Here is a 25514-nt window from a genome sequence, read left to right as displayed (position 1 = left end):
GTAAAAAACGCCCGATCTAAGCCGGGCCCTTATGAAACGGGGGCTTCAGCGGTGAAATGCAGCTCTGTTCACAAGGTTATCCACAATTTGTGTGGATAACATTTCAGTGGGAGAAAAAATGAAGGCCCCGTGGAATTTTGCGCGATTTCTGCCCTTGGCAGGCCGCCTGCTGGCCCGCGGTCGATTACCGACGTTGCTCTTTGCCGTTGCCAGCAAAGGTGCCCGGGAGGGCGGACGGCTGGGCAAGCTCAAGGAGGATCTGCGCCTGTTGCAGGCCTTGTGCCTGGCTTACTGGCGGGGCGAATACCGCGCGGTCAGTGCCAAGTCGATGCTGTCGGTGGTGGCGGGACTCATGTATTTCCTCAGTCCCCTGGACGCGATTCCAGATATCTTGCCGATGTTTGGCATGTTCGACGATATCGCAGTGCTGGCCTGGGTCATGAAAACCCTCGACGTTGAACTCGAGGCGTTCCGCGCCTGGCGTTATCGGCAGTCTCCCGAGAAACTGGCTCAAGTCGAAAGGCTTCCCGATACCCCGGAACAACTCCAGCTCCAAGGCCAGAAAAAGCCCTGATCCCCTGAGAATTCATCACCCCGCGACCTTAGCCAGCATTTAGGATTACACTTCCAAGGAAAAAGGCTGACTCGCTAAGTGTTGTTGTCCTACGGGGTAAACATGGATATTCAAGTAATCACACGTGACGGAGAGCCCGAGTACGCGGTTTTGCCGTGGGATCAGTACCAAGCGTTGTTGAAGGCAGCAGGCATCGATCAAGCTCCGCCGCGGGAAGCGACAGTCCGTCACGCGGCGGCACCCGGCCAGGTTCTCCCTGGCCTGGACCAATTACGCAGTTTGCGCGAAGGGAAGGGCATCGCCATCGAGGCGTTGGCCCGCACGGTAGGTATCAGCCCGTCTTATCTGGCCTTGATCGAGAGCGGCGAGCGACAGCCCGATGCCGCGATTCGGCGCAGTCTGGCCTGGGAGTTGACGGTGCCGGGTTGGAGGGAAGAATCGTGAGCGTACGCATCAGTCGGCAGCATTGGGATGGGTTGTTGGGTGAATTGGACCAGGCGCGTCGCCAACGCCATTTATTGACTTACCGCGCCTTGCTGGAGCGCCTGCAGCTACCCAGTCCGGCCATGCAGACTTTGACCGCGGCCCTTGAACACCTGGCGGCGCTGGACGCCCGGGCAGAACAGCCGCTGCGCAGTTCCCTGGTGATCAGCCAAGGCGCGAGCCGGTTGCCGCGCACGGGCTTCTTCGAATGCGTTGAGCGCCTGGGGCGTTTTTCCGGGCCTTCCGATGGGGTGGCCGCCGCCTCCTGGCACGCTTCGGAAGTGGTCCGGGTGTTTGAATACGAATACCCCGAGTCGGCGGAGGCCTGAGTGCTCTGGCGACTCAAGGCGCGGGTCGGTTATTGGCTGGCGCGCCGGTTGTTTCACTGGTCCTGGTTCGTGCGCCAGGCGCGTGGTTGGGCCTGGCTCGAGGGCCAATTCTCACGCATGGCGAACCTGGGCGACGTCGGTGCGCAAAGTTTCTATGGGCACATCCTCACGTTTCGCGGCCAAGGGCTGGGCGCCCGTGAAGAAGGGGTTCGCCTGCTGCGGCTGGCGGCTCTGGCCGGTGATGGCAAGGCGGCCTACCAGGTCGGCGTGATCAGCCTGGCCGGTACAACCGGCAAGGCACCGGACCCGGTCGAAGCGGCACGTTGGTGGACCCTGGCAGCGAAAGCCGGGCATCCGTTGGCCGAGATCAAGCTCAAGGCACTCGAAGCTCGCGACCGCTAGCGTTATCCACAGGCTATTCGTGATGCAATCGGGCGAATTTAGCGAATCGCCCTACATCCTTTATCCCGTTCCCCTGACTTAATTCCTCCGTCATCCCCGGCACAGTCTCGCGCTCCCTGAGTGCTGCGAGACGCTGCCCATGTTCGACCGTTTTTTCCTGCCGGCCCTTGAGCGAGCCCTGTCCTGATGGAGCAGGTGAACCGTATCGAGCAGGAACTCGACAGCTTCCAGGACACCCTGGCGGTCTACCGCGAGCAACTTGAGCGCTGGTACAGCCGGGCGGCGGACCGGGCCAGCCACGCGGCCGATTTGCCCTCGCTGATGGGCATGGAGCGGCTGATCCGCTTCGGCGACAGCACCACCGTCGTCAGCAGCGGTGACGATGATTTCCTCTCCACGGTCGTCCAGTGCCCCCTGGGTGGGGTGATGACGATCGAGAGCAAGTTCGAGTCGGTGTACGACATCCCGCTGGGCGACATCGTGGTGGATGTGGTGGCGGAGGGCAGCGGCGAGGTCACGCCGGTGACCCTGGACGCCCAGGGAATCGGGACTTTCGAGGGAGAGGCGGGCAAGTCCTATCGGGTCCATGTCCAGGGCGAGGTGTCTCCCGGGCAGATCGAGAAGTTGTTTTCTTCCTACGATGGTTTGACTCGGGATCTGACGGACTGGCTACGGGGTGAGTGGCAAGGCTTCAAGCCGCGATGGGCCCAGCAGTCCTTGGCGACCTCGGCGGCTGCGGTGGGAAACGGGTTGCTCACCGGCAGTTGGGCGGCGCTCGAGGGTGTTTGGGACAGCATCAGCCTACTGTCGGAAATCCTCAAGGATCCTGGTCGGTTTGCAGGGCGATTGGGCGAAAGCGCCAAGCAGTTGGAGGACTTGGCCGAAAAAACGCCGCAGCTGATGGCTAAGCTGCAACTGCTGACCAGCGACGAAGCGGCGCTGTGCCTGTTGGTGCGCACCGCCAGCCTCTGGCTGGAGATGCTGCCGCCCAGCGAAGTCGCCGGCGAAACGGCCGAAGCACTCTCGACTGTGGTGGTGCAGTGCGTGATCGACTTGCTGATCGGCGTGGTCTTGACCTTTGCCGGGGCGGGGGCCGGGATCGCCTACCTGTCGATGCGGTTGGCCAGGCACGGCGCAACCCTGCTGAACGCCGTGCAGCGTTTCGTCAAGGCGATCTTCGCGGTAGTCAACGGCTTCATGGCCTACGTGGACCGCTACAAAACCGTGGCGGCGCGCGGCGTCGCGGCGGGAATAAAAAAAGGCCGGCTGCAACTGCGCTGGGATGCACAGCGCAACACCACGCTGAAAAAACACGAACCCCACGACGACTCCCCGGCCCAATCGAAAAACCCCAACGGCGACAGCGCCGACACCGCGGCCCAGACCCAGACCAGCGGCTGCCCGGTGTCGATGGTCACCGGCGAAGAACTGCTGACCTTGGACGACGGCACCCTCGACGGGCGCTTGCCGTTCGTCTTCACCCGGCTGTACCGCACCAGCGCCGTCGCCCTGGACGTCGGCCTCGGACGCGGCTGGAGCCATGCCCTGGCCCATCGCCTGGAGCTCAAAGGCGAGCAGGTCACCTGGGTCGACCAGGAAAACCGCCGCACGATCTTTCCACTGCCCAACGCCCAGCGTCCGGCGATCCACAACAGCCTGGCCCGGGCGGCCATCTACCTGGGGGCCGCGCCGGACGAACTGATCATCGCCCAGCCCGGGGAAAACGCCCCGTTCCTGCACTTTCGCGACGGCCACCTGATCGCCCTCAGCGACCGCTACGACAACCGCCTGACCGTGCAGCGCAACATCCACGGCGACATCAGCCGCCTGGACAACGGCGCCGGGCGTTCCCTGCGCCTGCGTTACGAACAGCGCCACCTGGTCGCCGTCGACTACCAGAGCTTCCACCCGGCCCTCACCCTCGACGAAGCCTGGCGGACCGAGCAGACGCTGGTCTCCTACCGTTACGACGGACGTTTCCGACTGATCGAAGCGACCAATGCCGCCGGTGAAAGCGAACGCTACGACTACGACGACCAGCACGTCATCCTCCAGCGGCAACTGGCCGGCGGGGCGAGCTTTTACTGGGAGTGGCAAGGCGTCGGGGCGGCGTCCCGCTGCGTGCGGCATTGGGCCTCCTTCGCGCAGATGGACAGCCGCTACACCTGGGGCGAGGACGGCCGTGTCACGGTCCGGCACCTGGACGGCAGCCAGGAAGTGTATGTCCACGACGACCGGGCGCGGCTGGTGCGCAAGGTCGAGCCCGACGGCGGCGAGCACCTCAAGGCCTACGACGAACAGGGCCGCTTGATCGCCGAACAGGACCCGCTGGGGGCGGTCAGCGAATACCGCTACGACGACGTCGGACGGCTGGTGGCGCTGATTCCGCCGGACGAAGCGCCGACGTCCTACGAGTACCGCAACGGTTTCCTGCACGCCCGCTCCCGCGGCAAGGCCGTGTGGACCTATCGCCGCAATGCCCGGGGCGATGTGATCGCGAGCATCGATCCCGACGGCCAGCGTACGGAATATGCCTACGACGCCCATGGGCAATTGCTGGCCAGGTATGACCCGGACGGTGGCGAACATCGTTTCACCTGGAGTCGCCTGGGCCAACTGACCGAAGAGGTCCTGCCCGACGGCGGTCGGCGGTGTTTTGCCTACGACGCCCTGGGGCGTTTGCTCAGTCGTCGGGACGAACACGGCGCCCTCACGCACTACCAATGGGACGCCGTCGGCCGCCTGCTGCAAGTCACCCTGCCCACCGGTGCCACCCGGGCCTGGAGCTACAACGCCTACGGCAAGGTCATCGCCGAGCGCGACGAGCAGGGCCGAACCACCCGCTACGAATACGCCGACGACCTGCACCTGGTCAGCCGCCGCCTGAACCCCGACGGCAGCGAGCTGAAGTACCGCTACGACTCGGCGCGGCTGTTGCTGACCGAGATCGAAAACGAATCCGGCGAACAATATCAGCTGGACTACACGCCCAACGGCTTGATCCGACAGCAAGTCGGCTTCGACGGCCAACGCACCGCCTACGCCTACGACCTCAACGGCCACCTGCTGGAGAAAACCGAGCACGGCGAAGACGGTTCGCAACGGGTCACCCGCTACCAGCGTGACGCGGCCGGGCGATTGCGGATCAAGACCTTGCCCGACGGCCAGGCCATCGACTACCGCTACGACGAACTGGGCCGGCTGGTCCACGTCGACGACGGCAGCGATCATCCGCTGGCCTTTGAATACGACGCCCAGGATCGGCTGGTCACGGAACACCAGGGCTGGGGCACCCTGCGCTATCGCTACGATGCCGGCGGGCGCCTCAACCACCTGCGCCTGCCGGACGACAGCCAGCTCGACTACCACCACGCCCCCGGTGGCGCGCTGACCGCCATCGACCTCAACGGCGCGCGCCTGACCGAACACCGCGTTGACGGCGGCCGCGAACGGCAGCGCCAGCAGGGTCGCTTGCGCAGCGATTACACGTACGACGAACAGGGCCGCCTCAAGGCCCAGACCGTGTGGCAGAACCCCCAGCAGCAACTGTTCTGGCGCGACTATGCCTACAGCCCCCGGGGCAACCTCCAGACCCTTTCCGACCAGCGAAACCGCCGTAGCTACCAGTACGACCCGCTGGATCGCCTGACCCGCATCGACTTTTCCCACAGCGAACCGCCGGAACACTTCAGCCACGACCCGGCCGGCAACTTGCTGATGCAGGACCGCCCCGGCCCGACCACCCTCAAGGGCAACCGCCTGCTGAGGGAGGGCGACCGCCACTACGACTACGACGCCTTCGGCAACCTGATCCGCGAACGCCGCGGCCAGGCCCTGGTCAGCGCCTACCGCTACGACAGCCAACACCGCCTGATCGGCGTCACCGGCGCCGACGGCCGCGAAACGTCCTACCGCTACGACGCCTTCGGCCGACGCATCAGCAAGACCGTGGACGGCCTGACCACGGAATTTTTCTGGCAGGGCGACCAGCTCGTCGCCGAAAACAGCCCGCGCCACCACCGCAGCTACGTCTACGAACCGGGCACCTTCCGCCCACTGGCCCTGCTCGACGGCGAAGGCCCCGACGCCCGCCCGTTCTACTACCACCTCGACCACCTGGGCACGCCCCAGGAACTGACCAACCCCGCCGGCCAGATCGTCTGGACGGCGCGCTACAACGGCTACGGCAAACTCACCGAACTCACCCACGGCGGCGGCGAACAGCTGGAACAACCGCTGCGCTTCCAGGGCCAATACTTCGACCCGGAAAGCGGCCTGCACTACAACCGCCACCGCTACTACAATCCCGAGACCGGCCGCTACCTGACGCCTGATCCGAGCAAGTTGGCGGGTGGGCTCAATGGGTATCGCTACACGGTGAACCCGACGGGATGGGTGGATCCGTTGGGGTTGGTGTGCAAGTGCCCTGGTGATATCGAGGCTGATGGGCCATTCAGCGAGATTGTGCCGGGGGGAGGTTTGGCTGCGCATGAGGCTCGAGGAGGACATTTGATGAAAAAGCATATAGGTCGTTCTGAAGCTCAGTTAAGAAAACGCCTTGATTCAGAGCCACACGTACCTACCGCATCGACATTTCCTGATAGAGCAACGGCGGAGTCGGCGGCCTCCAGCGTCTTAAAAACGAAGAAAAAAGAAATAGATTTTTTTTTGAGTGACGAGTTAGAGAAGTCGCTTCTTCTACAGCAATCTTTCCCTTCTCCTGTTGGGGTCGGCGTTATACGTAAAAGTGGAAAATTGGAATCCCTTTCGGTTGTGACCCTCGTTCTTAGAAAATCTAATAAATCGCCTGTCGGATATAACTTACATACAGGATTCGTCGAAAAAAATGAGAAATAAATACCCGAAACTCTTTCAATTTCTTGGCTGCTATTTCCACCAAGACTGGATGTGCGACTCATCGGACCCTGATGGCATCATCAGAATCTATATAGCGGACTCTGTGCCTCAAAACATTGAAGCTATCAAAGAAGAAATCTCAACGTTGCTTTCAATGAATCTTGACGAAGAAAATTTGAGAGAGTTCATCATGGACAAAATGCCTTGCAACTATTGCTATTGGCTAGACTGGGAGTCTGGTACGGCGTGGTTGAATCACATTGTTGAGATTCTTAGTGGCAATGGTCCAGGTTCTAATGAGCACTAATGTGGTTTGAAATATACGAGTCCCTTCGCTCTATGATTAACTTAATCCACACACCACCAAACCGCTTTTGTGGCGAGGGAGCAAGCTCCCTCGCCACAGGGTTAGCGCCAGGCGTTTGGGCTGTGGTGAATGGGGAGTCCGCTCACACCGACAACCCCAGCGCCACCACAGTCTCCCGCTCCGCCAAACCCTCCACCAAATACACACTCCCCCCCAAAATCTCCTTGGCATGATGCTTGGCCTGGGAAGCCAGCTCAGCCAACTGACTGGCGTCCAATTCCTCACAGGCCTCGGCGCGCAAATGCACCACCCCAATCGACAGCGACAACAACGCAAACTCCTGGCGAATCCCTTGCCGATTCAGTGCGGTAAAGCATCCCGCCTCCAGATGCTCAGGCCGGTAGAAGCGCCGACAATGGGTCTGGAACTCGCTCAGCAATTGGTCCAGGCGCTTGCGCCAATCTTCCGGGCCAAGGACCAGCAGGAAGTCGTCGCCGCCGATGTGGCCGACGAAGTCGCGGCTGGGGTCGATGCGTTCGTTCAGGCATTGGGCCAGACACAGCAGGACTTCGTCGCCGCGGCCGTAGCCGTAGATGTCGTTGAAGGGTTTGAAGCTGTCGATGTCCACGTAGCAGATCACCGATTCCTGCCGCTGTTGCAGCAGGCGGGTGAGGCATTGCTGGATCGGGACGTTGCCCGGCAGCAGGGTCAGTGGGTTGGCGTAGCGGGCCTGTTGGATTTTCAGTTCGGTGATGAGCTTGAGCACGTCGATCACCCGGCCCAGGCCCAGGTAGCCGCCGTTGAGGGTGATGATGAAGTCTTCTTCGATGCGTTGTCGGGCGCGGCTGGTGATCAGGCGGCTGACTTGTTGCAGCGATTGGTTCAACTCCACCGCGAGAAAGTCATCGCTCATCAGCCGGCTGATGGGCTTGCGGGCAAACAGGTCGGTGGCGAAGGGTTTGAGCAAGGCGTCGGAGAGTGAATGGCGATGGACGATGCCGCAGGGCTGGTTCTGATTGTCCAGCACCGCCAGGGAGTTGAGGTTGGCCTGGCGCCGAAACGCTTCCAGCACGGTGGCGGTCGGCGTGTTGTGGGCCATCGCCGGTTGTTCGTTGAGCAGTGCACTGAGGTCGTTGATCTCATCGCTCAGCGCCGCCACGCCGCTGTCCTGCCTGGGCATCAGCGCCCTGGCATCGCGTGACGGTTGTTCCTGGGGGCGGGCCAGCAGATAACCCTGCACCAGGTCGACGCCCATTTCGATCAGCACCGCCAGTTCTTCCGGCAGTTCGATTCCCTCGGCAATCACCTGTGCGCGGGAAGCCCGGGCGATTTTCAGGATCGAGCCCACGAACTCGCGCTTGAGGGCGTCCTGATGGATGCCATCGATGAAATGCCGGTCGATCTTCACATAGTCGGGTCGCAATTCGGACCACAGCCGCAGGCTCGAATAACCGGCGCCGAGGTCGTCCAGGGCAATCGAGAAACCCATGGCCCGGTAGTGATGCAGGGCAGTTTGCAGGAGCTGGAAGTCATCGATAGGGGTCTGTTCGGTCAGTTCGATCACCACCTGGCTGGGAGCGATGCCGAAGTCTTGCAGCAATTGCAGCGTGCGCCCGGTCTGGTGCGCGGATTCCAGCAGGGATTCGGGCGAGACGTTGAGAAACAGCTTGCCCGGCAGTTTTTGCTCGTTGAAGCGTTGGCAGGCGCTGCGGCGGCAGGCCAGCTCCAGCTCGCTGAGGCGTCCGGCCTGGCGCGCCACGCAGAGCAGCGCGATGGGCGAGTGCAGCGGGCTGTTGGAAGGGCCGCGGGTCAAGGCTTCATAGCCCACGATGCGCCGTTCGGAAAGGCAGATGATCGGTTGGAACAGACTGTGCAAACCGCTTTGAGCCAGGATCGAACTCAAGGCACTCAGCTGTTCTGTCGTGGTCATGGCAATCTCTGGCGATAAAAAAAGGACCGGGTGCGGGGCACCCAGTCCTGTATTTCACGACAGACTGATGTCAGTTTGATGACACTCCGACGAGCATCACCATTAAATGGCCATCATCTTAGTGCTTGGCGATCGCCGTGTTGAGTTTCAGGTAATCCAGCAGGATCCGCCCGGTCTCGCTCAGGTAGGCATCGTCTTCCGGCTTGGTTTTCTCCGGCTCGGTGATCAGGTCTTCGTCTTCTTTCTTCAGCTCTTTGAGCGGCTCTTCGCCCTTGGCCTTGCGACGCAGGTTTTCCATGGCCAGTTGCTTGGCCTCGATGTCGGCATGCTGCGCGCGACGGTCGGCTTCGTTGAGAGTGACGGTTTTCTCCATCATCAACTTCTGCGCCAGGGCCAGTTTGTCGCGGATGAACACGAACTCCGCATCCTGGGCCGAGCGCGCGTCATGGTCGGACTTGAGTTGGGCCAGGAACGGCTTGAACGGGTCCACGGCCGGTTTGATCGCCGGCCGGATGGTGTCCCACGGCATGGCTTCGGGCAGGGCGCTTTCACCGATTTCCTTGGTGTCGATGATCGACGGGTAATCGATGTCAGGCAGTACGCCCTGGTGCTGGGTGCTCTGGCCGGACACCCGGTAGAACTTCGCCAGGGTCAGCTTCAGCTCGCCGTGGTTGAGCGGCTGGATGGTCTGCACGGTGCCTTTGCCGAAGGTCTGGCCGCCGATGATCAGTGCGCGGTGATAGTCCTGCATGGCGCCGGCGAAAATCTCCGATGCCGATGCCGACAAACGGTTGACCAGCAAGGCCATCGGCCCCTTGTAGAACGCGCCCGGGTTTTCGTCTTCCAGCACATCCACTCGGCCATCGGCGTTACGCACGAGCACGGTCGGGCCCTTGTCGATGAAGAGGCTGGTCAGCTCGGTGGCTTCCTGCAGGGAACCGCCGCCGTTGTTGCGCAAGTCGATGACCACGCCGTCGACCTTTTCCTTCTGCAGTTCGGTCAGCAGCTTCTTGACGTCGCGAGTGGTGCTCTTGTAGTCCGGATCCCCGGCGCGGAAGGCCTTGAAGTCCAGGTAGAAGGCCGGGATCTCGATGATGCCGAGCTTGTAGTCCTTGCCGTCCTGCTTGAGGTTGAGAACCGACTTCTTCGCCGCCTGTTCTTCCAGTTTCACCGCTTCACGGGTAATGGCCACGATTTTGCTGGTCTGGTCGTTCGGCGCGTTGCTGGCCGGGATGACCTCCAGGCGCACCACCGAGCCTTTCGGGCCGCGGATCAGCTTGACCACTTCGTCGAGGCGCCAGCCGACCACGTCGACCATTTCCTTGTTGCCTTGGGCGACGCCGATGATCTTGTCCGCCGGGCTGACCTGTTTGGTTTTGTCTGCCGGGCCCGCCGGGACCAGGCGCACGATCTTCACCTGGTCGTTGTCGCTCTGCAGCACGGCACCGATGCCTTCCAGGGACAGGCTCATGTTGATGTCGAAGTTTTCCGCGTTATCCGGCGACAGATAGTTGGTGTGCGGGTCGTAGGACATGGCAAAGGTATTGATGTACGCCTGGAAAATGTCCTCGGCGCGGGTCTGGTCCAGGCGCGCCAATTGGTTCTTGTAGCGCTTGGTCAGGGTTTCCTGGATCTGCTTGGGATCCTTGCCGGCGATCTTCATGCGCAGCACTTCGTCCTTGACGCGCTTGCGCCACAGGTCATCGAGTTCGGCTGTGCTTTTGAGCCAAGGGGCGTCCTTGCGGTCGACTTGCAAGGTTTCCTTGGTATTGAAATCGATTTTGTCGACGCCCTTGTTCAGCTCGGCAAGGGCGTAGTCCAGACGCGCCTTCACGCGGTCCAGGTAGCGCTTGTAGATGGTGAACCCGGCGTTCAGGTCGCCGCTCTTGAGGAAGTCGTCGAACTGGGTTTTCCACTTGTCGAATTCGGCGATGTCGCTGGCCAGGAAATAACTGCGCGATGGATCGAGCAGCTTCAAATAGCTGTCATAGATGATGACCGAGCGCGCGTCATCGAGCGGCGGCTTGCTGTAGTGATGGCGCTTGAGCAATTCGACGACGTTAAGGCTGGCAATCACTTCGTCGCGATCGGGCTGAAGCTTGTCCCAGCTGTTGGCCGCGAACGTATCGTTCGACAACGGTAACAGGCCGAGGCCAATGACGAGCGCGAGGGCGGTGCTGGGGAACAGGTGCTTCATGCTGATTCGACGCAGGGACAATTGATAACGCATATTAGGCCGTCTTTGAAGTCGCCGGTTCCATGTGGCCCGGGCGCATAATGCAAGAAAGCCCGGCGTTGAAGCAGCGGGCCCAGTCGAGACTCACTATGGAGGCACCGTGAAAGCATTGCAAGGCGTTGAAGGCCAAGTGGTATGGGCAGATGAGCCGAGCCCGACGTGTGATGTGGGGCAAGTTCGCATCCGTGTGGCGGCCGCCGGCCTGAATCGGGCCGATTTGTTGCAAAAAGCCGGGCTTTACCCGCCGCCACCTGGCGCCAGCCAGGTGTTGGGGTTGGAGTGTTCCGGGGTGATCAGCGAGGTCGGGCCGGGCTCGTCCTGGCAGGTGGGCGACCGGGTTTGTGCGTTGCTGGCCGGCGGTGGGATGGCCGAGGAGGTGGTGGTCGATGGCCGGCATGTGCTGCCGGTGCCAGAGGGCTTGTCCTTGGCTGAAGCGGCCGCGCTGCCTGAGGTCTACAGCACCGCGTGGCTGAATCTGTTCCAGCTGGCGGCGCTCAAACCGGGGGAGAAGGTGCTGCTGCATGCCGGGGCCAGCGGCGTCGGTTCGGCCGCGATCCAGCTGTGCAAGGCGTTTGGCAACCCGTGCTGGGTCAGTGTCGGCTCCGCCGATCGTCTCGCCTATTGCGAGGCCCTGGGCGCCCAGGGCGGGGTGGTACGCACCGATGGCCTGGAGGGTTTGAACGACCTCGGCCCCTTCGACGTGATCCTCGATCCGGTGGGTGGCAGCTACGCAAAACTCAACGTGAAACTTTTGTCAGTTGACGGCCGTTGGGTGTTGATTGGCCTGATGGGCGGGCGCTCGACCGAGCTCGATCTGGCCCAGGTGCTGGGCAAGCGTATCCACCTGCTCGGCTCGACCCTGCGCAGCCGTGACGATCAGTTCAAGGCCGACTTGATCAGTGAGCTGGGGCAACAGGTATGGCCGCTGTTTGCCGACAAGTGCCTGAGCCCGCAGTTGGCCCGGACCTTCGCGATCAAGGACGCCGAAGCAGCGTTCGCGGAGCTGGCGACCAACCAGGTGTCGGGCAAGTTGGTGTTGGTGATTGATGAGAGCCTGAACTGATTCTGCGCAGACCTGTGGGAGCGAGCTTGCTCGCGATAGCAGTGTGACAGTCAACAAAGTTGTTGAGTGTGCGACCGCCATCGCGAGCAAGCTCGCTCCCACGGGACTGCTTATTTCCAGCTATGGACTGGCCACCCGGCCGCTTCGGCATGGGCCTTCAACACCGGGTCCGGGTTCACCACGTGCGGGTGATCGACCTTGAGCAACAACGGCAGGTCGTTGCGCGAGTCGGAATAGAAACTCGCGCCTTCCAGATTCTCCTCCTCGGCATCCAGCCAATCCAGCAGCCGCGCGATCTTGCCTTCACGGTAGGTCAGGGTGCCTACGGTCTTGCCGCTGTACACGCCATGGGCCACTTCAAGCTCGATCGCCAGGATCTCATCGATGCCCAGGCGTTCGGCAATCGGCCTGACCAGATGCGTGCCCGAGGCCGAGATCACCAGGATCCGGTCGCCGGCCTTGCGGTGTTCAGCGATGGTCTTGGTGGCGTCACTGAAGATGATCGGTTCGATGAAGTCTTCCACCCACGGCGCCACCAAGTGCTCGATTTCCTCCGGTGTGCGGCCGATCATCGGTTCCAGGCTGAAGTCCATGTACTCTTCCATGCTTAGCTTGCCGTGGCTGTAGGCGTCCATCAGCTCGTTGTTGCGCCGCATGAACGACTCGGGATCGACCCAGCCCAGGCGACCCATCTGTTCACTCCAGAGGGTGGCGCAGTCGCCGTGGATCAGGGTTTCGTCCAGATCAAAAATTGCCAGGGCCATCAGCGTGTTTCCCTTTTCAAGATCAGCTTCAAAATCAACAAAGCCATCAGGCTACCTCACACAGCGCCGATGGATCGATGGAAAGTGCCAACCGTGCGCCATCGGGATGCAGGTCGGCGGCCGAGCGGTTGAGCACGTCCACCACCAATTCCACGCCACGGGCTTCGACCCGGTAGCGGATGACGTTGCCCAGCAGGCTGTGGCTGCGGATCAGCGCATCGGCCTGGCCGCTGCGGCTCAGCTCGATGGCCTCCGGGCGGATGGCGATGCGACCGTTCACCGGCCGCTGCAGCAGTTTGCTCGCGCTGTCGGCGTCCAGCAGGTTGTAGTTGCCGATGAAGCCGGCGGCAAAGACATCGACTGGCGCAGTGTAAAGGGTTTCGGCATCGCCGCTTTGTACGATCTTTCCCTGGTTCATCAGGAAAATCCGGTCAGACATGGTCAGGGCTTCTTCCTGGTCATGTGTGACGAAAATCGTGGTCAGGCCCAACTCACGCTGGATCTGTCGGATCTGTTCACGCAAGTGCTTGCGAATCCGCGCATCCAGGGCTGACAGCGGCTCGTCCAGCAACAACAGGCGCGGCCGCGTGACCAGGGAGCGGGCGAGGGCGACACGCTGGCATTGGCCGCCGGAGAGTTGATGGGGATAGCGGGCGGCAAAATCGTGCAGCTCCACCAGGCGCAGGATCTCCAGCACGCGCTGGCGACTGTCCGAGGCGTCGACCTTTTGCATGCGCAGGCCGAAGGCGACGTTTTGCTCCACGGTCATGTTCGGGAACAGGGCGTAGCTCTGGAAGACCATGCCGATGCCGCGTTTCTGAGGACTCAGCGGGACGATGTCCTGTCCGTCGAGGATGATCTGGCCGGCATCCACCGCGGTCAGGCCGGCAATGCAGCGCAACAGCGTGGATTTGCCGCAACCGGAAGGGCCGAGCAGGGTGACGAATTCGCCCTTGGCAATCTCGCAGTTGATGTCGCTGAATACCGGGGTGCCGGCATAGCTTTTTTGCAGATGTTGGACGCTGACGTAGCTCATTGGCTTTTGTCCTTGTTCAAGATATTGGCCGCCCAGGTCAGGACCAGTACGAAGAAGAAATAGGAGATCACCAGCGCACTGGTGAAGTGGCCGCTGCTGTTGCGCATGTTGTTCAGGTAGACCTGCAGGGTTTCATAGCGGGTGCCGACGAGGATGTTGGCAAACACGAATTCGCCGAACAGGAACGAGAAGGACAGCAGCAGCGCCACCATCAGGCCCTTGCGCAGGTTCGGCAGCACCACCAGGAACGCGGCCTGGAAAGTGCTGGCGCCAAGCAGTTGAGCGGCGTCCATCAGGTCGCGCAGGTTGATGGCTTGCAGGTTGTTGGTGATCGCCCGGTACATGAACGGCAGGGCGACGGTGAAGTAGCAGCCGATCAGAATCCACGGCGTACCGACCATCGCCAGCGGCCCGGAGCCATAGAGTTGCAACAACCCTACCGACGACACCACGGGCGGCACTGCGAACGGCAGCAGGATGAGAATGTTCATCAGCGCGTCGAGTTTGGGGAAGTGGTAATGCACCACGAACAGTAGCGGCAGGATCAACACCACCGAGAGCACCAGCGCACCGACACAGACCAGCAACGATTGACCGAAGGCGTGGAGAAAGCGCGGATCGCCCCACAACTGCACATACCATTTGAAGGTGAAGCCGCTGGGTAGCACGGTGGCCGACCAACTGCTGGCGATGGAGTAGACCAGCGTGCCGGCCAGGGGCAGCAGCAGGATGGCGAACAGCAGGTACACCACCGCCCGATGATAGAGCCCGACGGAGCCCGGTTCAGCGCGAGACATGGTAGCTCCTCTTGAGCAGCAACTGATGGACGATGGTCACCACGGTCATCAACGCCACCAGCACCACGGCCAGGGCACTGGCCAGGTTCGGGTCGAGGGAAATGTCGCCGGAGACCATGGCGGCGATGCGAATCGGCAGTACGTTGAAGTTACCGGTGGTCAACGCGTAGACCGTAGCGTAGGCGCCGAGGGCGTTGGCCAGCAGGATCACGAAGGTGCCCAGCAGCGCCGGGGTCAGCACTGGCAAGCCGATGTGCCGCCAGAACTGCCAGCCGCTGGCGCCGAGCAACTCGGCGGATTCGCGCCAGTCTTCGCGCAGGGCGTCGAAGGCCGGGTAGAGCAGCAGCACGCCCAGGGGAATCTGGAAGTAGGTGTAGAGAATGATCAGCCCGGTTTTCGAATACAGGTTGAAATCCTCGATGATCCCCGCCTGCTTGAGCATGATCGTGATGCTGCCGTTGAACCCCAGCAAAATGATGAAGGCGAAGGCCAGGGGCACGCCGGCGAAGTTGCTGGTCATGTTGGCGAAGGCATTGACGAAGTTGCGCAGCCGCGAATCCACGCGGCGCAGTGAGTAGCTGCCGAGCACGGCGATGACGATGCCGAACACACTGGACCAGAAGCTGATCTCCAGGCTGTGCTGGATAGCTTGCAGGTAGAACTTGGAACTGAAAATCTTGCTGAAGTTGGCCAAGCCCCAGCCGAACTCTTCCGATTCCAGGCTGTTGACCAGCACCCAGAGCAGCGGGGCGATCTGGAACACGATGAAGAAAATCGCGAAGGGCACCAGGCACAACGCTGCCAGCCATTTGCCGCGCGTCATGGCGTTCACTTGAGTAACTCCTGGCAATAGGGTTTGTCGTGGTCGACGCCGAGCAATTGGCAAATGGTGCCGCACAGCTCGGTCTGCCTTGGCGTGGCAGCGGGATCGAAACTGAAGCTGTCACCCAGGACGAACAGCGGCACTTCCCGTTCTTCGGCCAGCAGGCCGTTGTGGGAGCGGTCGTTGTTCATGCCGTGGTCGGAGGTCACCAGCACCTGGTAACCGGCGTCTAGCCAGGCTTGCAGGTAGACCGCCAGGTTGATGTCGGCCGAGCGGGCGCTGTTGCGGTATTGCGGGGTGTCGAGGCCGTGCTTGTGGCCGGCGTCGTCGATGTTCATCGGGTGCACCAGCAGGAAGTTCGGCAAGTAGCGCTGGCGTAGGTGTTCGGCGTCGGCGAACAGATGGGAATCGGGGTAGTGGTCATTCCAGTAGAAATGCCCGTATTGAATCGGCAGGTCGGGGTTGTCGGTGTGACGGTCGCGACCGGCCACGAAGGGCGAAGCGTTGTAGAGCTCGCTGACCCAGTGGTACGCCGCAGCCGCTGTGCTCAGGCCGGCCTGGGTGGCGTAGTGGAAAATGCTGCGCTGGTTCGACAGGCGCGTGACATTGTTGTGCACGATCCCGCTGTCGATGGGCACGACGCCGGTGAGGATGCATTCGTAGAGTGGGCGGGACAGGGCGGGCAACTCACATTCCAGTTTGTAGAGGGCCGCGCGTCCTGCGCCGACATAAGCCTGCAAATGCCCCATGGCATGCCGGGCGACCTCATGGTTGAGACCGTCGAGCACCACCAGGATGACGTTGTGCTTCATGGATACCAGGACTCCGGATGGAAACCAGAAAGCTCGGACTCACCGCAGATCCAATGTGGAAGCGAGCTTCTGTGGGAGCGAGCTTGCTCGCGATGAAGGCGCCACGGTTCAACAGCAACACCGTGTCATCGTTCATCGCGAGCAAGCTCGCTCCCGCAGGGCCTGCCCCCACCATTGGATTGCCAGTGGATATCCGGGCGGGAGCTAGCGCCTCACTTCATCTCGACGATGACTTGTTCATTCCACGTCTGCGGCAGTGCCTTGGAAGTTTTCTCCCACGCATCCGCATCCTTGATCGGGGTCACGCCTTTGTATTGCTCGTTCGGCAGCAGCTTGGCCTGGACCTCTTCCGGCAGTTTCAGGTGCTCGGCGCGGATCGGACGGGCGTTGCCCTTGGCCAGGTTGATCTGGCCGGCGTCGCTGAAGATGTACTCGCGGGCCAGCTTGGCGGCGTTCGGGTGCTTGGCGTATTTGTTGATGATGGTGGTGTAGCCGGAGATGACCGAGCCGTCGGACGGAATCAGCACGACGTAGTCATCCGGGTTGGCCATCTTGGCCTTGTAGCTCAGGCCGTTGAAGTCCCAGACCACACCGACTTCGACTTCACCTTTTTCCATCGTGGCGATGGTCGGGTTGGCCATGGACAGGCGCCCTTGCTTGGCGATTTCGGCGAACATCAACAGCGCCGGCTGGAGGTTTTTCTCATCGCCGCCGTTGGCCAGGGCCGCCGCCAGCACGCCGTTGGCGGCCTGGGCCGCGGTGCTCACGTCACCGATGGAGACTTTGTACTTGCCGGTCTTCAGGTCAGCCCATTTGGTCGGCACTTCGGAACCGTGCAGCAGCTTCTTGTTGACGATGAAGGCGATGGTGCCGGTGTAGGCCAATGCCCAGTTGCCGTCCTTGTCCTTGGCCCAGGCGGGCACTTGTTCCCAAGTGCTTGGCTTGTAGGGCTGGACCACACCCTGCTTGACCGCGATCGGGCCGAACGCCGCCCCGACGTCGCCGATGTCGGCGCTGGCGTTGTCTTTTTCGGCGGCGAACTTGGCGATTTCCTGGGCCGAGCTCATGTCGGTGTCGATGTGCTTCAAGCCATAGATCTTGGCCAGGTCATCCCAGGTGCCTTTCCAGTTTGCCCAGTCATCGGGCATGCCGACACTGTTGACGGCACCTTCCGCTTTCGCAGCGGCTTCCAACGTTTTCAGATCGGTGTCAGCGGCCATGGCGGCGGTGCATATGGCAATGGTCGAGCCTAACAGTGATGCCAGGAAAAGCTGTTTCATCCGAAGCTCCTATGGGCGTTTTCAACGCTGCGATTGCGGTTGTGTTGGTCTAGGTCAGCAATACCTGAGCCAATGTAGGCGAGCCCTGTGACATTTTGATGTCGGTGTCGGGGGCTCCCGGAAATACCCGGCTCGTGGAGGTTGGCTGCGAATTAAGCGTAGACCATGGTTAAACAGCTGATCTGAAAGGACTTGGCCGTTAATTTGCACGCTGGCACAACGACCGTTCGGCGGCTCTGTCATCTGCCAGTCATGTGCAGTGCCTAGGCTTGCTGGACCCCTAAGCGGATCGATGAAGCCTCGATCCTGCCCCGAAACAGTGCTGGTCTAGTCCAGATAGGTAACGTTGATGCGCATCGATGCAACCAAAGCGGTGACAGCCATCGGACAGGTCCTGCAAGAGCAACTCGACCACGGGTTGCTGGCGCCCGGCAGCAAGTTGCCGGCCGAGCGCAAGCTCAGTGAATTGTTCGGGACCACGCGGATTACTGTGCGCGAGGCGCTGTTGCAGCTCGAAGCCCAGGGGCAGATCTATCGGGAGGAGCGCCGGGGCTGGTTCGTCTCGCCGCCGCGCCTGGCCTACAACCTGATGCAGCGCAGCCATTTCCACGCCATGGTTGAGGCCCAGGGACGTGTGCCTTCTACCCAAGTGATCTCGGCGCGCCTGCAACCGGCGTCGGCGGCCGTGTGTGCCTGGTTGCAACTGCCGGCGCTGTCCAGCGTGATCCAGATCTGCCGCGTGCGCCGTATCGATGAGCGCTTGGTGCTGTACGTGGAGCATTACCTGAACCCGCAATACTTTCCGGACATCCTCGAGTTCGATCTCAACCAGTCCATCACCGAACTGTACGCCCGCCATTACGACCTGCACTACGGCCGGGTGAAGTTCGAAATCGTGCCCACCTCTTTACAACCGGAAGCGGCAGCGGCGTTGAGGGTTTCGGCGGGTAGCCCCGGGCTTCGCATCGCACGGGTCAACTATGACCAGCACCAGCGGCTGATCGACTGCGACCTGGAGTTCTGGCGACACGACGCGATCCATGTCGGGGTGGATGTGCCCGAGCAACCGCCCGCTTGAGGTGAACTCAGGCTGACTCGTTGAGCTTGGCCAGGATCCTGAATAACACGGTGGCGAGGATCAGCAACATGCCGATCCACATGGCGAAGACCCCGACGTTCTTGTCACGGAAGTTGAAGCCGATGGCCAGCAGGATCATGCCGGCGATGATGGGGACCAGCATGGTGTTGAACGCAGACATGGAAACCATGGAGACGGCCTTGTCAGGGGGATAAGGCAAGTCTAGTTGGGGTTTTGTCGGGTTGTGGTGATGTGTGTCACATCACCCGCGATCCTGAGGCGAACACTGTGTGGGAGCAAAGCTTGCTCGCGATGAAGGCGACTCGATTTCTGGAAAAGTCGCATCACCTTCATCGCGGGCAAGCCTTGCTCCCACAGGGTTCATCATGCCTTCGGGGCGGTTATGGCAACTCGCGAGAGGCGTAGAACGCGCTCAGCACCTTCACCAGATGCGCCAGGTCATGGCTGCCGCACAGTTCACGGATCGAATGCATGGCGAAGGTCGGCAGGCCGATGTCCACGGTGCGCACGCCCAGCTGGCTGGCGGTGATCGGGCCGATGGTCGAGCCGCAGCCCATGTCGCTGCGCACCACGAAGCTCTGCACCGGCACTTCTTCGGCCATGCATAGGTGACGGAAGAACCCGGCGGTTTCGCTGTTGGTGGCGTAGCGCTGATTGCTGTTGACCTTGATCACCGGACCGGCGTTGAGCTTGGGGCCGTGGTTGGCGTCGTGCTTATCGGCATAGTTAGGGTGCACGCCGTGGGCGTTGTCCGCCGACACCAGCAGGGATTTCTGAATGGTGCGGACGAACTCTTCACCTTCAGGCAGCAGGCGACGCAGGGTTTGTTCCAGCATCGGGCCGTCGGCGCCACAGGCCGAGCACGAGCCAACTTCTTCGTGATCGTTGCACACCAGTACGCACGTTTCTTCGGTGTCGGCGTTCAGCAAGGCTTGCAGGCCGGCGTAGCACGACAGCAGGTTGTCCAGGCGCGCGCCGGCAATGAAGTCGCCGTGCAGGCCAATGACCGCGGCGCTTTGGGTGTCGTAGAAACTCAACTCGTAATCGAGTACCACGTCCGCATTCAGGCCGTGTTCGCGGGCCAGTTGATCGGTGAGCACGGCACGGAAGTCGACGCGCTCGTCACCGGCGAACTGGGCGAGGATCGGCGGCAGTTCGTTCTGCGGGTTGATGGCCCAGCCCTGGTTGGCTTCGCGATTGAGGTGGATGGCCAGGTTCGGAATCGTGGCGATCGGCGCCTTGAAATCGATCAACTGGCTTTCGACCTTGCCATCGCGGCGGAAGGTCACGCGCCCGGCCAGGGACAGGTCGCGGTCGAACCACGGCGCCAGCAGTGCGCCGCCGTAGACTTCCACACCCAGTTGCCAGAACCCGTGGCGTTGCAGTTCCGGCTGTGGCTTGACTCGCAGGCAAGGGCTGTCGGTGTGGGCGCCGACCAGGCGAATGCCGTCGTGCAGCGGTGAGTTGCGGCCGAGCTTGAAGGCGATGATCGAGGAATCGTTGCGCGTGACGTAGTAGCGACCGTTGGCCTCGGTGGCCCAGGTCTCGCGTTCGTCAAGACGCTGATAGCCGGCCGCCTCCAGGCGCTTGGCCAGGCTGGCGGTGGCATGGAACGGGGTAGGGGAGGCCTTGAGGAAGTCGATCAGGCCTTGGTTCAACTCTGCGCGCATAAGTCACTCCAGACAGCGATGGGCGGGAGTTTACCCCATCGACAGCCTGCGTTGCAGGCCCAATCCCCCGTCGCGGACTGTTCCACGGTCCCGCCATCGATCAGCCCGAGGCCGTGATCCGCTTGCGCAAGTGCGCCATGATCAGGGGCTTGTCTTGCGCCTTGGACGGTTCTGGCAGGTGCTGCGGCCAATGCTCCAGTTGGCCGAACAGCTGTTGCTTGTGCTTCGGGTCCAGGCGAAGGATTTCCCGCGATGCCGAATCCCACCAATGGTGCCGGCAGAGGTTGTAGTAAGGATGCTCCGGTGCCGCGCTGCCATACAGCAGGTCGCGACCGATCCTGTGCAAGGGGCCGCTGTGATTGCGCAACTTCCATTTGATTTTCAGCCGCCGCCAGGCCGACGGGAAAGGCCGGGTGCGCGGAACCTCATGGCAACGCTCCACCAACTGCGCACTGAATGCCTCGCCGTGCTGGGCAAAGAAGTACGCTTGCATGGTGTGGAAGAAGCGCTTCTCGGCGAAGTAGTGATAGACGTGCTTGTTGGTTTCGTTAATGGTCTGGTTGCGCAAGGCGAATGAAATCGCGATCTGTTCGATGGTGTGGATGTCGAAGCCACCTTCGGTCCATTCATCGATCAGCCCGACGGCCTGGGCCAGCAGCGCCCCGTCTTTGTCAGTCACACCGCATAACCCGCTGTTGTAGAGCTTGAAACTGTTGTCCGGGGTGATGCCGTGGGCGCGCAGGCGCGTGCCCAGCTTGAGGTAATCCTCGCGTTTGCAGACGTAGTCCCAGTGGTATTCGAAGCTGTCCATCAGGTACTGCCCTGGCTGGATTTGCTTGAACAGCAGGTCGGGATCGGCGAGGAACAGCGTGTCGGTGTCGACGAACAGCGTCTTCTCCGCCAACGTCAGGCCGGCCGCGATGGCACAGGCCTTGCGCCGGTGAATGTAACCGTTGTTGCCTTGCCACTCGGCCAGCAACTGCGGGCTCAGCGCGAGGGTTTCGACCGGCCAGCCGCGATAATCCTCAGGTCGGTCGGTCAGGATCCTGATGCTGGGCAGGGTCGCCGGATTGCCGTGGGCCAGGGCGGTGAGGATGCTGAACTTGGCTTCGTGGCGATAAGCGTCCTTGTCGCCGTAGATCAGGTAGAGCAATTGGTGGCGGACTTTTTTGACGGGTGTTTCCTGCAAATCAATAACCTGCATGCCAAGCCTTTATCGGATGAAGCCATTTTTCTACGGATCTAGAACGGTGCCGGGCACTCGAAGCGCAGGCGCTCGCCGCTTTGCGGATGGGTGAAGCTCAGCATGCTGGCGTGCAGGCACAGGCGTGGCCAGGCGGCGAGGGCCTGCGGATGGGCGTAGAGCCCGTCGCCCAGCAGCGGGTGACCGATGGACAGCATGTGTACGCGCAATTGGTGCGAGCGCCCGGTGATCGGCGTCAGCTCGACCCGGCACCAGTCGCCGCAACGTTCCAGTACGCGCCAGAAGGTCAGGGCGTGTTTGCCCTGTTCATGGTCCACCACATGCCGGGGTTTGGTCGGCGGGTCGTAGCGCAAGGGCAGGTCGATGCTGCCACTGTCCAGCTCCGGTTGGCCCCAGCACAACGCCGTGTAGGCTTTTTCGGTTTCGCGATCATGAAATTGCCGGGACAGTTCGCGATGGGTGTCCGGGTCACGGGCCAAGAGGATGATGCCGGAGGTTTCCCAGTCCAGTCGGTGCACGATTCGCGCTTCCGGATAGCCGTTTTCCTGCAGGCGGGTGATCAGGCAATCTTTGTTGTCGTCGGCCCGGCCGGGCACGGAAAGCAACAGGGTCGGCTTGTCGACCACCAGGACAGCGGCGTCCTGATGAATGATGCGGATGTTGGACAGGGGCATTGAAAACAGTCTCGTTACAAACGCCAACGGCGGCTCGGGCCCTTCTCAAACCCAAGGGTGGGAGGAGAAGGACCCGAGCCGCCGTGGCTCCCGCCGGGGCGATCAGCGATCCGGCAGGGTGATATTGAGTTCCAGGATCGAGCAGCTGCCCTGGCTTTCCAGCGCCACATGCACGTCATCGCTACCGATGTTGACGTATTTGCGGATCACTTCCACCAGTTCCTTCTGCAAGGCCGGCAGGTAGTCAGGGGTGCTGCGTTGGCCGCGTTCGTGCGCCACGATGATCTGTAGACGCTCTTTCGCGACCGAGGCGGTACTGGGCTTTTTGTTGGCACGAAAGAAGTCAAAAAGGTTCATTACCTACCTCCAAACAGGCGCTCGAAGAAACCTTTCTTCGTTACATCGAGGAAACGATGCTCCACGGTCTTGCCCAGCAGGCGATCGACGGCATCGCTGTATGCCTGGCCGGCATCGCTCTGGTCGTCGAGAATCACCGGCACGCCGGAGTTGGAAGCCTTGAGTACCGCTTGGGATTCCGGGATGACACCCAACAGGGTCACCGCGAGGATTTCCTTGACGTCTTCGACGCCCAGCATCTCGCCATCGCTGACCCGTTGCGGGTTGTAGCGGGTCAGCAGCAGGTGTTCCTTGATCGGCTCTTCGCCCTTCTCGGCGCGGCGGGATTTGCTCGCCAGCAGGCCCAGCATGCGGTCGGAGTCACGGACCGACGACACTTCCGGGTTGGTCACGACAATCGCCTCATCGGCGAAGTACATGGCCAGGTGGGCACCTTTCTCGATACCGGCCGGGGAGTCGCAGACCACGAACTCGAAGTCTTCCTTGAGTTGCATCAGGACTTTTTCCACGCCTTCCTGGGTCAGCGCGTCTTTGTCGCGGGTCTGGCTGGCGGCCAGCACGTAGAGGTTCTCAAGGCGCTTGTCCTTGATCAGGGCCTGTTGCAGGTTCGCTTCGCCGTTGACCACGTTGACGAAGTCGTAGACCACGCGACGCTCGCAACCCATGATCAGGTCCAGGTTACGCAAACCGACGTCGAAGTCGACGATGACTGTCTTGTGGCCGCGCAGAGCGAGGCCGGTACCGATAGCGGCGCTGGTGGTGGTCTTACCCACACCACCCTTGCCGGATGTAACCACGAGAATCTTGGCCAAGGTGTTTCACCCCTAAGGAAAAAGGGACTTTGTCAGCCCCTGAAAAACATCTCTGGAAAACCGTTGCAATTGGACAGGCTTGGCTGGAATCGGCTGTCGGGCGGGGTCTACCTCCGGTAAACACTGCCAGATCCTTTTTCCTACGTCGTTTAAGCCGTTTTCGCTCGTTTTAGAGATGCTTGGAAAATGCGGCAGTATCCGTTAAAGCCGAATGATGTTCAACACGTCGCCCGACAGGCTGATCTGAACGCCGGCCCCCCACAACGGGTCGCGACGCAAATCCTCGGAGACCTTGTACTGCCCGGCGATGGAAACCAGCTCAGCGCTCAATTGCTGACAGAAGATCCTGGCTTTGGTATCACCCTTGACGCCGGCCAGCGCTCGACCGCGCATCGGGCCGTATACATGGATGTTGCCATCGGCCAGAAGTTCCGCCCCCGGGCTGACCGACGACACGATGACCAGATCGCCACCTTGGGCATAAATCTGCTGCCCGCCGCGCACCGGCGAGGTGATGACCCGCGTTGGCTTGATGGTGGGCTCCGGTGGTTTTTCCGGGGCTTTCTTCGCTTCGGCCGGGCTCAGTTCCAGCACGCGCTCCCGGGCGCCGGACGGCGGTAGCACGGGAATGTCCACGGCGATGGCGGCGGCGATGTCTTCGATGCGGCTGGCGCGGATCGCCAGGGTGCGCAGACCGTGCTGGCGGCAAATGCGCATCAGGCCTGGCAGATCCACTGAGCCTTCGCCGGCCGGCAGCTTGTCCAGGGCCAGCACCAGGGGGGCATTGCTGAAGAAGTTCGGGGCCTGGGCGACTTTCGCCGCCAGTTGCCGGTCAAGGCTCTCCAGGTCGTTGCGGGCCAGTTCCAGCACCGTAATGGCGAGCATGCTGCCCTTCAGCTGGAACACGGGATCTTGGTCTAGCGGTTCGGTTTGGCTCATGGTCGGCGTACAACGGCTTGTCACTAAAAGTGCCGAGACTTATAACGAGATCGTCCGCCAGCCGCAACCCGGGTCGAACAATGTAGAATGCGCGGCCCATGTCTTAATGGAAGTTGTAATGGATCGCCCGCGTTTTCGAGCTGCATTTTTTCATCCGCGTTTCTGGCTGCTGTGGTGTGGCCTGGGGCTGTTGTGGCTGATCGTGCAATTGCCTTATCCGTTATTGCTGCGGGTCGGTCGTGCATTGGGGGCGCTGATGTACCGGGTGGCCGGCGACCGACGGCGCATCGCCCGGCGCAACCTGGAACTGTGTTTCCCGCAAAAGACCGCTGCCGAACGCAAGCGGCTGCTCAAGGAAAACTTTGCCTCCACCGGCATCGCCTTTTTCGAAATGGCCATGAGTTGGTGGTGGTCGCGTTCGCGGCTGGCGAAACTGGCCCATGTCGAAGGGCTGGAACATCTCAAGCAGGCCCAGCGCGAGGGCAAGGGCGTGATCCTGATGGCGCTGCATTTCACCACGCTGGAAATCGGCGCGGCCTTGCTCGGCCAGCAGCACACCATCGATGGCATGTACCGCGAGCACAAGAACCCGTTGTTCGACTACATTCAGCGCCGGGGTCGTGAGCGACACAACCTCGATTCCCTGGCGGTGGAGCGTGACGACGTGCGGGGCATGCTCAAGCTGCTGCGGGCCGGGCGGGCGATCTGGTATGCGCCGGACCAGGACTACGGCGCCAAGCAAAGCGTGTTCGTGCCGCTGTTCGGCATCCAGGCAGCGACGGTCACCGCCACCACCAAGTTCGCCCGCCTGGGCAAGGCGCTGGTGGTGCCTTTCACCCAGGAGCGCCTGGCCGATGGCAGCGGTTATCGTCTGGTGATCCAGGCTCCGCTGACGGACTTCCCGGGGGAGACCGAGGAAGCCGATTGCATCCGCATCAATCAATGGGTCGAGCAGTCGGTGCGCGATTGTCCCGAGCAGTACCTCTGGGCCCACCGACGCTTCAAGAGCCGTCCACCGGGCGAGCCCAAGCTGTACGACAAACGCGGCTGAGTTGTTTGATATCAC

Annotated in this window: 24 protein-coding genes; 9 read left to right on the top strand and 15 right to left on the bottom strand. The window is 61.6% G+C overall.

The genetic code is table 11. The features are described 5' to 3' along the window. Positions 1-118 precede the first annotated feature (118 nt). From AB7M32_RS25560 to AB7M32_RS25535, 6 genes are all read left to right on the top strand, one after another. Positions 119-574, top strand: a complete 456-nt coding sequence (locus AB7M32_RS25560) for a YkvA family protein (RefSeq protein WP_072406553.1) — start codon at positions 119-121, stop codon at positions 572-574. Positions 575-676: 102 nt separating this feature from the next. Beyond that, complete coding sequence (locus tag AB7M32_RS25555; protein ID WP_158456177.1) at positions 677-1018, top strand: helix-turn-helix domain-containing protein; 342 nt, start codon at positions 677-679, stop codon at positions 1016-1018. Then, a complete protein-coding gene (locus tag AB7M32_RS25550; RefSeq protein WP_003179080.1) occupies positions 1015-1386 on the top strand; it encodes a hypothetical protein in 372 nt (123 codons plus the stop codon). The genes AB7M32_RS25555 and AB7M32_RS25550 overlap by 4 nt, the downstream gene beginning before the upstream one ends. Next, on the top strand, positions 1387-1788 hold the full coding sequence (locus AB7M32_RS25545) for a sel1 repeat family protein (RefSeq protein WP_454251767.1): 402 nt from the start codon (positions 1387-1389) through the stop codon (positions 1786-1788). Between the two features lie 186 nt (positions 1789-1974). Further along, positions 1975-6645, top strand: a complete 4671-nt coding sequence (locus AB7M32_RS25540; RefSeq protein ID WP_454251766.1) for an RHS repeat-associated core domain-containing protein — start codon at positions 1975-1977, stop codon at positions 6643-6645. Then, positions 6635-6952, top strand: coding sequence for a contact-dependent growth inhibition system immunity protein (locus tag AB7M32_RS25535; protein ID WP_454251765.1), 318 nt, complete (start codon positions 6635-6637; stop codon positions 6950-6952). Before AB7M32_RS25540 ends, AB7M32_RS25535 begins: the two co-directional genes overlap by 11 nt. 142 nt (positions 6953-7094) lie before the next feature. On the opposite strand, the gene AB7M32_RS25530 is transcribed toward AB7M32_RS25535, so the two are convergent. Together AB7M32_RS25530 and AB7M32_RS25525 are read right to left on the bottom strand one after the other, a co-directional pair. Then, the gene (locus AB7M32_RS25530) at positions 7095-8882 is read right to left on the bottom strand and encodes a bifunctional diguanylate cyclase/phosphodiesterase (protein WP_454251764.1); all 1788 of its coding nucleotides are present in this window, start codon (positions 8880-8882) and stop codon (positions 7095-7097) included. 118 nt (positions 8883-9000) lie between these two features. After that, on the bottom strand, positions 9001-11079 hold the full coding sequence (locus tag AB7M32_RS25525; RefSeq protein WP_170866823.1) for a carboxy terminal-processing peptidase: 2079 nt from the start codon (positions 11077-11079) through the stop codon (positions 9001-9003). Between the two features lie 139 nt (positions 11080-11218). On the opposite strand from AB7M32_RS25525, the gene AB7M32_RS25520 reads away from it, so the two are divergent. Next, positions 11219-12181 (top strand): zinc-binding dehydrogenase, encoded by a 963-nt coding sequence (locus AB7M32_RS25520; protein ID WP_454251763.1) that lies wholly within the window; start codon positions 11219-11221, stop codon positions 12179-12181. 110 nt (positions 12182-12291) lie between these two features. On the opposite strand, the gene AB7M32_RS25515 is transcribed toward AB7M32_RS25520, so the two are convergent. The 6 genes from AB7M32_RS25515 to AB7M32_RS25490 form a co-directional block, all read right to left on the bottom strand. Further along, on the bottom strand, positions 12292-12945 hold the full coding sequence (locus AB7M32_RS25515) for an HAD family hydrolase (RefSeq protein ID WP_454251762.1): 654 nt from the start codon (positions 12943-12945) through the stop codon (positions 12292-12294). Positions 12946-12991: 46 nt separating this feature from the next. Next, entirely contained in the window at positions 12992-13981 is a 990-nt protein-coding gene (locus tag AB7M32_RS25510) for an ABC transporter ATP-binding protein (RefSeq protein ID WP_060741107.1), read from the bottom strand. Continuing rightward, entirely contained in the window at positions 13978-14778 is an 801-nt protein-coding gene (locus AB7M32_RS25505; protein WP_454251761.1) for an ABC transporter permease, read from the bottom strand. The genes AB7M32_RS25510 and AB7M32_RS25505 overlap by 4 nt, the downstream gene beginning before the upstream one ends. After that, positions 14765-15601, bottom strand: coding sequence for an ABC transporter permease (locus AB7M32_RS25500; RefSeq protein WP_161951765.1), 837 nt, complete (start codon positions 15599-15601; stop codon positions 14765-14767). Before AB7M32_RS25500 ends, AB7M32_RS25505 begins: the two co-directional genes overlap by 14 nt. A gap of 5 nt (positions 15602-15606) precedes the next feature. Beyond that, complete coding sequence (locus AB7M32_RS25495) at positions 15607-16413, bottom strand: alkaline phosphatase family protein (RefSeq protein ID WP_207282603.1); 807 nt, start codon at positions 16411-16413, stop codon at positions 15607-15609. A gap of 212 nt (positions 16414-16625) precedes the next feature. Continuing rightward, a complete protein-coding gene (locus AB7M32_RS25490) occupies positions 16626-17693 on the bottom strand; it encodes an ABC transporter substrate-binding protein (RefSeq protein ID WP_454251760.1) in 1068 nt (355 codons plus the stop codon). Between the two features lie 349 nt (positions 17694-18042). On the opposite strand from AB7M32_RS25490, the gene AB7M32_RS25485 reads away from it, so the two are divergent. Then, positions 18043-18771, top strand: coding sequence for a UTRA domain-containing protein (locus AB7M32_RS25485; RefSeq protein WP_072406533.1), 729 nt, complete (start codon positions 18043-18045; stop codon positions 18769-18771). A gap of 7 nt (positions 18772-18778) precedes the next feature. Here AB7M32_RS25485 and AB7M32_RS25480 read toward each other — a convergent pair whose 3' ends face one another. The 7 genes from AB7M32_RS25480 to minC all read right to left on the bottom strand — a co-directional run bounded on the left by AB7M32_RS25480 (position 18779) and on the right by minC (position 24448). Next, entirely contained in the window at positions 18779-18961 is a 183-nt protein-coding gene (locus AB7M32_RS25480) for a hypothetical protein (RefSeq protein ID WP_072406531.1), read from the bottom strand. Positions 18962-19172: 211 nt separating this feature from the next. Continuing rightward, positions 19173-20462: a M18 family aminopeptidase gene (locus AB7M32_RS25475; RefSeq protein WP_014339686.1), complete on the bottom strand. Its 1290-nt coding sequence runs from the start codon at positions 20460-20462 to the stop codon at positions 19173-19175. A 100-nt stretch (positions 20463-20562) separates the two neighbouring features. Further along, positions 20563-21666 carry a hypothetical protein gene (locus AB7M32_RS25470; RefSeq protein ID WP_454251759.1) on the bottom strand — a complete coding sequence of 368 codons (1104 nt, stop codon included), beginning with the start codon at positions 21664-21666 and terminating at the stop codon, positions 20563-20565. Positions 21667-21704: 38 nt separating this feature from the next. Next, positions 21705-22340: an RluA family pseudouridine synthase gene (locus AB7M32_RS25465; protein ID WP_018612476.1), complete on the bottom strand. Its 636-nt coding sequence runs from the start codon at positions 22338-22340 to the stop codon at positions 21705-21707. 102 nt (positions 22341-22442) lie between these two features. Next, on the bottom strand, positions 22443-22697 hold the full coding sequence (gene minE, locus AB7M32_RS25460) for a cell division topological specificity factor MinE (RefSeq protein ID WP_003179111.1): 255 nt from the start codon (positions 22695-22697) through the stop codon (positions 22443-22445). Beyond that, positions 22697-23509, bottom strand: a complete 813-nt coding sequence (gene minD, locus AB7M32_RS25455) for a septum site-determining protein MinD (protein WP_003179114.1) — start codon at positions 23507-23509, stop codon at positions 22697-22699. Before minD ends, minE begins: the two co-directional genes overlap by 1 nt. 201 nt (positions 23510-23710) lie before the next feature. Then, positions 23711-24448 carry a septum site-determining protein MinC gene (minC, locus tag AB7M32_RS25450; protein ID WP_092328440.1) on the bottom strand — a complete coding sequence of 246 codons (738 nt, stop codon included), beginning with the start codon at positions 24446-24448 and terminating at the stop codon, positions 23711-23713. A gap of 118 nt (positions 24449-24566) precedes the next feature. Here minC and AB7M32_RS25445 point away from each other — a divergent pair, with 118 nt between their 5' ends. Further along, positions 24567-25499 (top strand): lipid A biosynthesis lauroyl acyltransferase, encoded by a 933-nt coding sequence (locus AB7M32_RS25445; RefSeq protein ID WP_072406523.1) that lies wholly within the window; start codon positions 24567-24569, stop codon positions 25497-25499. Positions 25500-25514 lie beyond the last annotated feature (15 nt).

The organism is Pseudomonas sp. R151218B TE3479, assembly GCF_053629195.1.
This window is presented reverse-complemented; position numbering and strand designations above follow the sequence as displayed.

What these genes read in the sequence shown, in the direction of transcription:
- AB7M32_RS25560 (WP_072406553.1), top strand. Translation starts at nt 119, where the DNA reads ATGAAGGCCCCGTGGAATTTTGCGCGATTTCTGCCCTTGGCAGGCCGC.
- AB7M32_RS25555 (WP_158456177.1), top strand. Translation starts at nt 677, where the DNA reads ATGGATATTCAAGTAATCACACGTGACGGAGAGCCCGAGTACGCGGTT.
- AB7M32_RS25540 (WP_454251766.1), top strand. Translation starts at nt 1,975, where the DNA reads ATGGAGCAGGTGAACCGTATCGAGCAGGAACTCGACAGCTTCCAGGAC.
- AB7M32_RS25535 (WP_454251765.1), top strand. Translation starts at nt 6,635, where the DNA reads ATGAGAAATAAATACCCGAAACTCTTTCAATTTCTTGGCTGCTATTTC.
- AB7M32_RS25530 (WP_454251764.1), bottom strand. Translation starts at nt 8,882, where the DNA reads ATGACCACGACAGAACAGCTGAGTGCCTTGAGTTCGATCCTGGCTCAA.
- AB7M32_RS25525 (WP_170866823.1), bottom strand. Translation starts at nt 11,079, where the DNA reads ATGAAGCACCTGTTCCCCAGCACCGCCCTCGCGCTCGTCATTGGCCTC.
- AB7M32_RS25515 (WP_454251762.1), bottom strand. Translation starts at nt 12,945, where the DNA reads ATGGCCCTGGCAATTTTTGATCTGGACGAAACCCTGATCCACGGCGAC.
- AB7M32_RS25510 (WP_060741107.1), bottom strand. Translation starts at nt 13,981, where the DNA reads ATGAGCTACGTCAGCGTCCAACATCTGCAAAAAAGCTATGCCGGCACC.
- AB7M32_RS25505 (WP_454251761.1), bottom strand. Translation starts at nt 14,778, where the DNA reads ATGTCTCGCGCTGAACCGGGCTCCGTCGGGCTCTATCATCGGGCGGTG.
- AB7M32_RS25500 (WP_161951765.1), bottom strand. Translation starts at nt 15,601, where the DNA reads ATGACGCGCGGCAAATGGCTGGCAGCGTTGTGCCTGGTGCCCTTCGCG.
- AB7M32_RS25495 (WP_207282603.1), bottom strand. Translation starts at nt 16,413, where the DNA reads ATGAAGCACAACGTCATCCTGGTGGTGCTCGACGGTCTCAACCATGAG.
- AB7M32_RS25490 (WP_454251760.1), bottom strand. Translation starts at nt 17,693, where the DNA reads ATGAAACAGCTTTTCCTGGCATCACTGTTAGGCTCGACCATTGCCATA.
- AB7M32_RS25485 (WP_072406533.1), top strand. Translation starts at nt 18,043, where the DNA reads ATGCGCATCGATGCAACCAAAGCGGTGACAGCCATCGGACAGGTCCTG.
- AB7M32_RS25480 (WP_072406531.1), bottom strand. Translation starts at nt 18,961, where the DNA reads ATGGTTTCCATGTCTGCGTTCAACACCATGCTGGTCCCCATCATCGCC.
- AB7M32_RS25475 (WP_014339686.1), bottom strand. Translation starts at nt 20,462, where the DNA reads ATGCGCGCAGAGTTGAACCAAGGCCTGATCGACTTCCTCAAGGCCTCC.
- AB7M32_RS25470 (WP_454251759.1), bottom strand. Translation starts at nt 21,666, where the DNA reads ATGCAGGTTATTGATTTGCAGGAAACACCCGTCAAAAAAGTCCGCCAC.
- AB7M32_RS25465 (WP_018612476.1), bottom strand. Translation starts at nt 22,340, where the DNA reads ATGCCCCTGTCCAACATCCGCATCATTCATCAGGACGCCGCTGTCCTG.
- minE (WP_003179111.1), bottom strand. Translation starts at nt 22,697, where the DNA reads ATGAACCTTTTTGACTTCTTTCGTGCCAACAAAAAGCCCAGTACCGCC.
- minC (WP_092328440.1), bottom strand. Translation starts at nt 24,448, where the DNA reads ATGAGCCAAACCGAACCGCTAGACCAAGATCCCGTGTTCCAGCTGAAG.
- AB7M32_RS25445 (WP_072406523.1), top strand. Translation starts at nt 24,567, where the DNA reads ATGGATCGCCCGCGTTTTCGAGCTGCATTTTTTCATCCGCGTTTCTGG.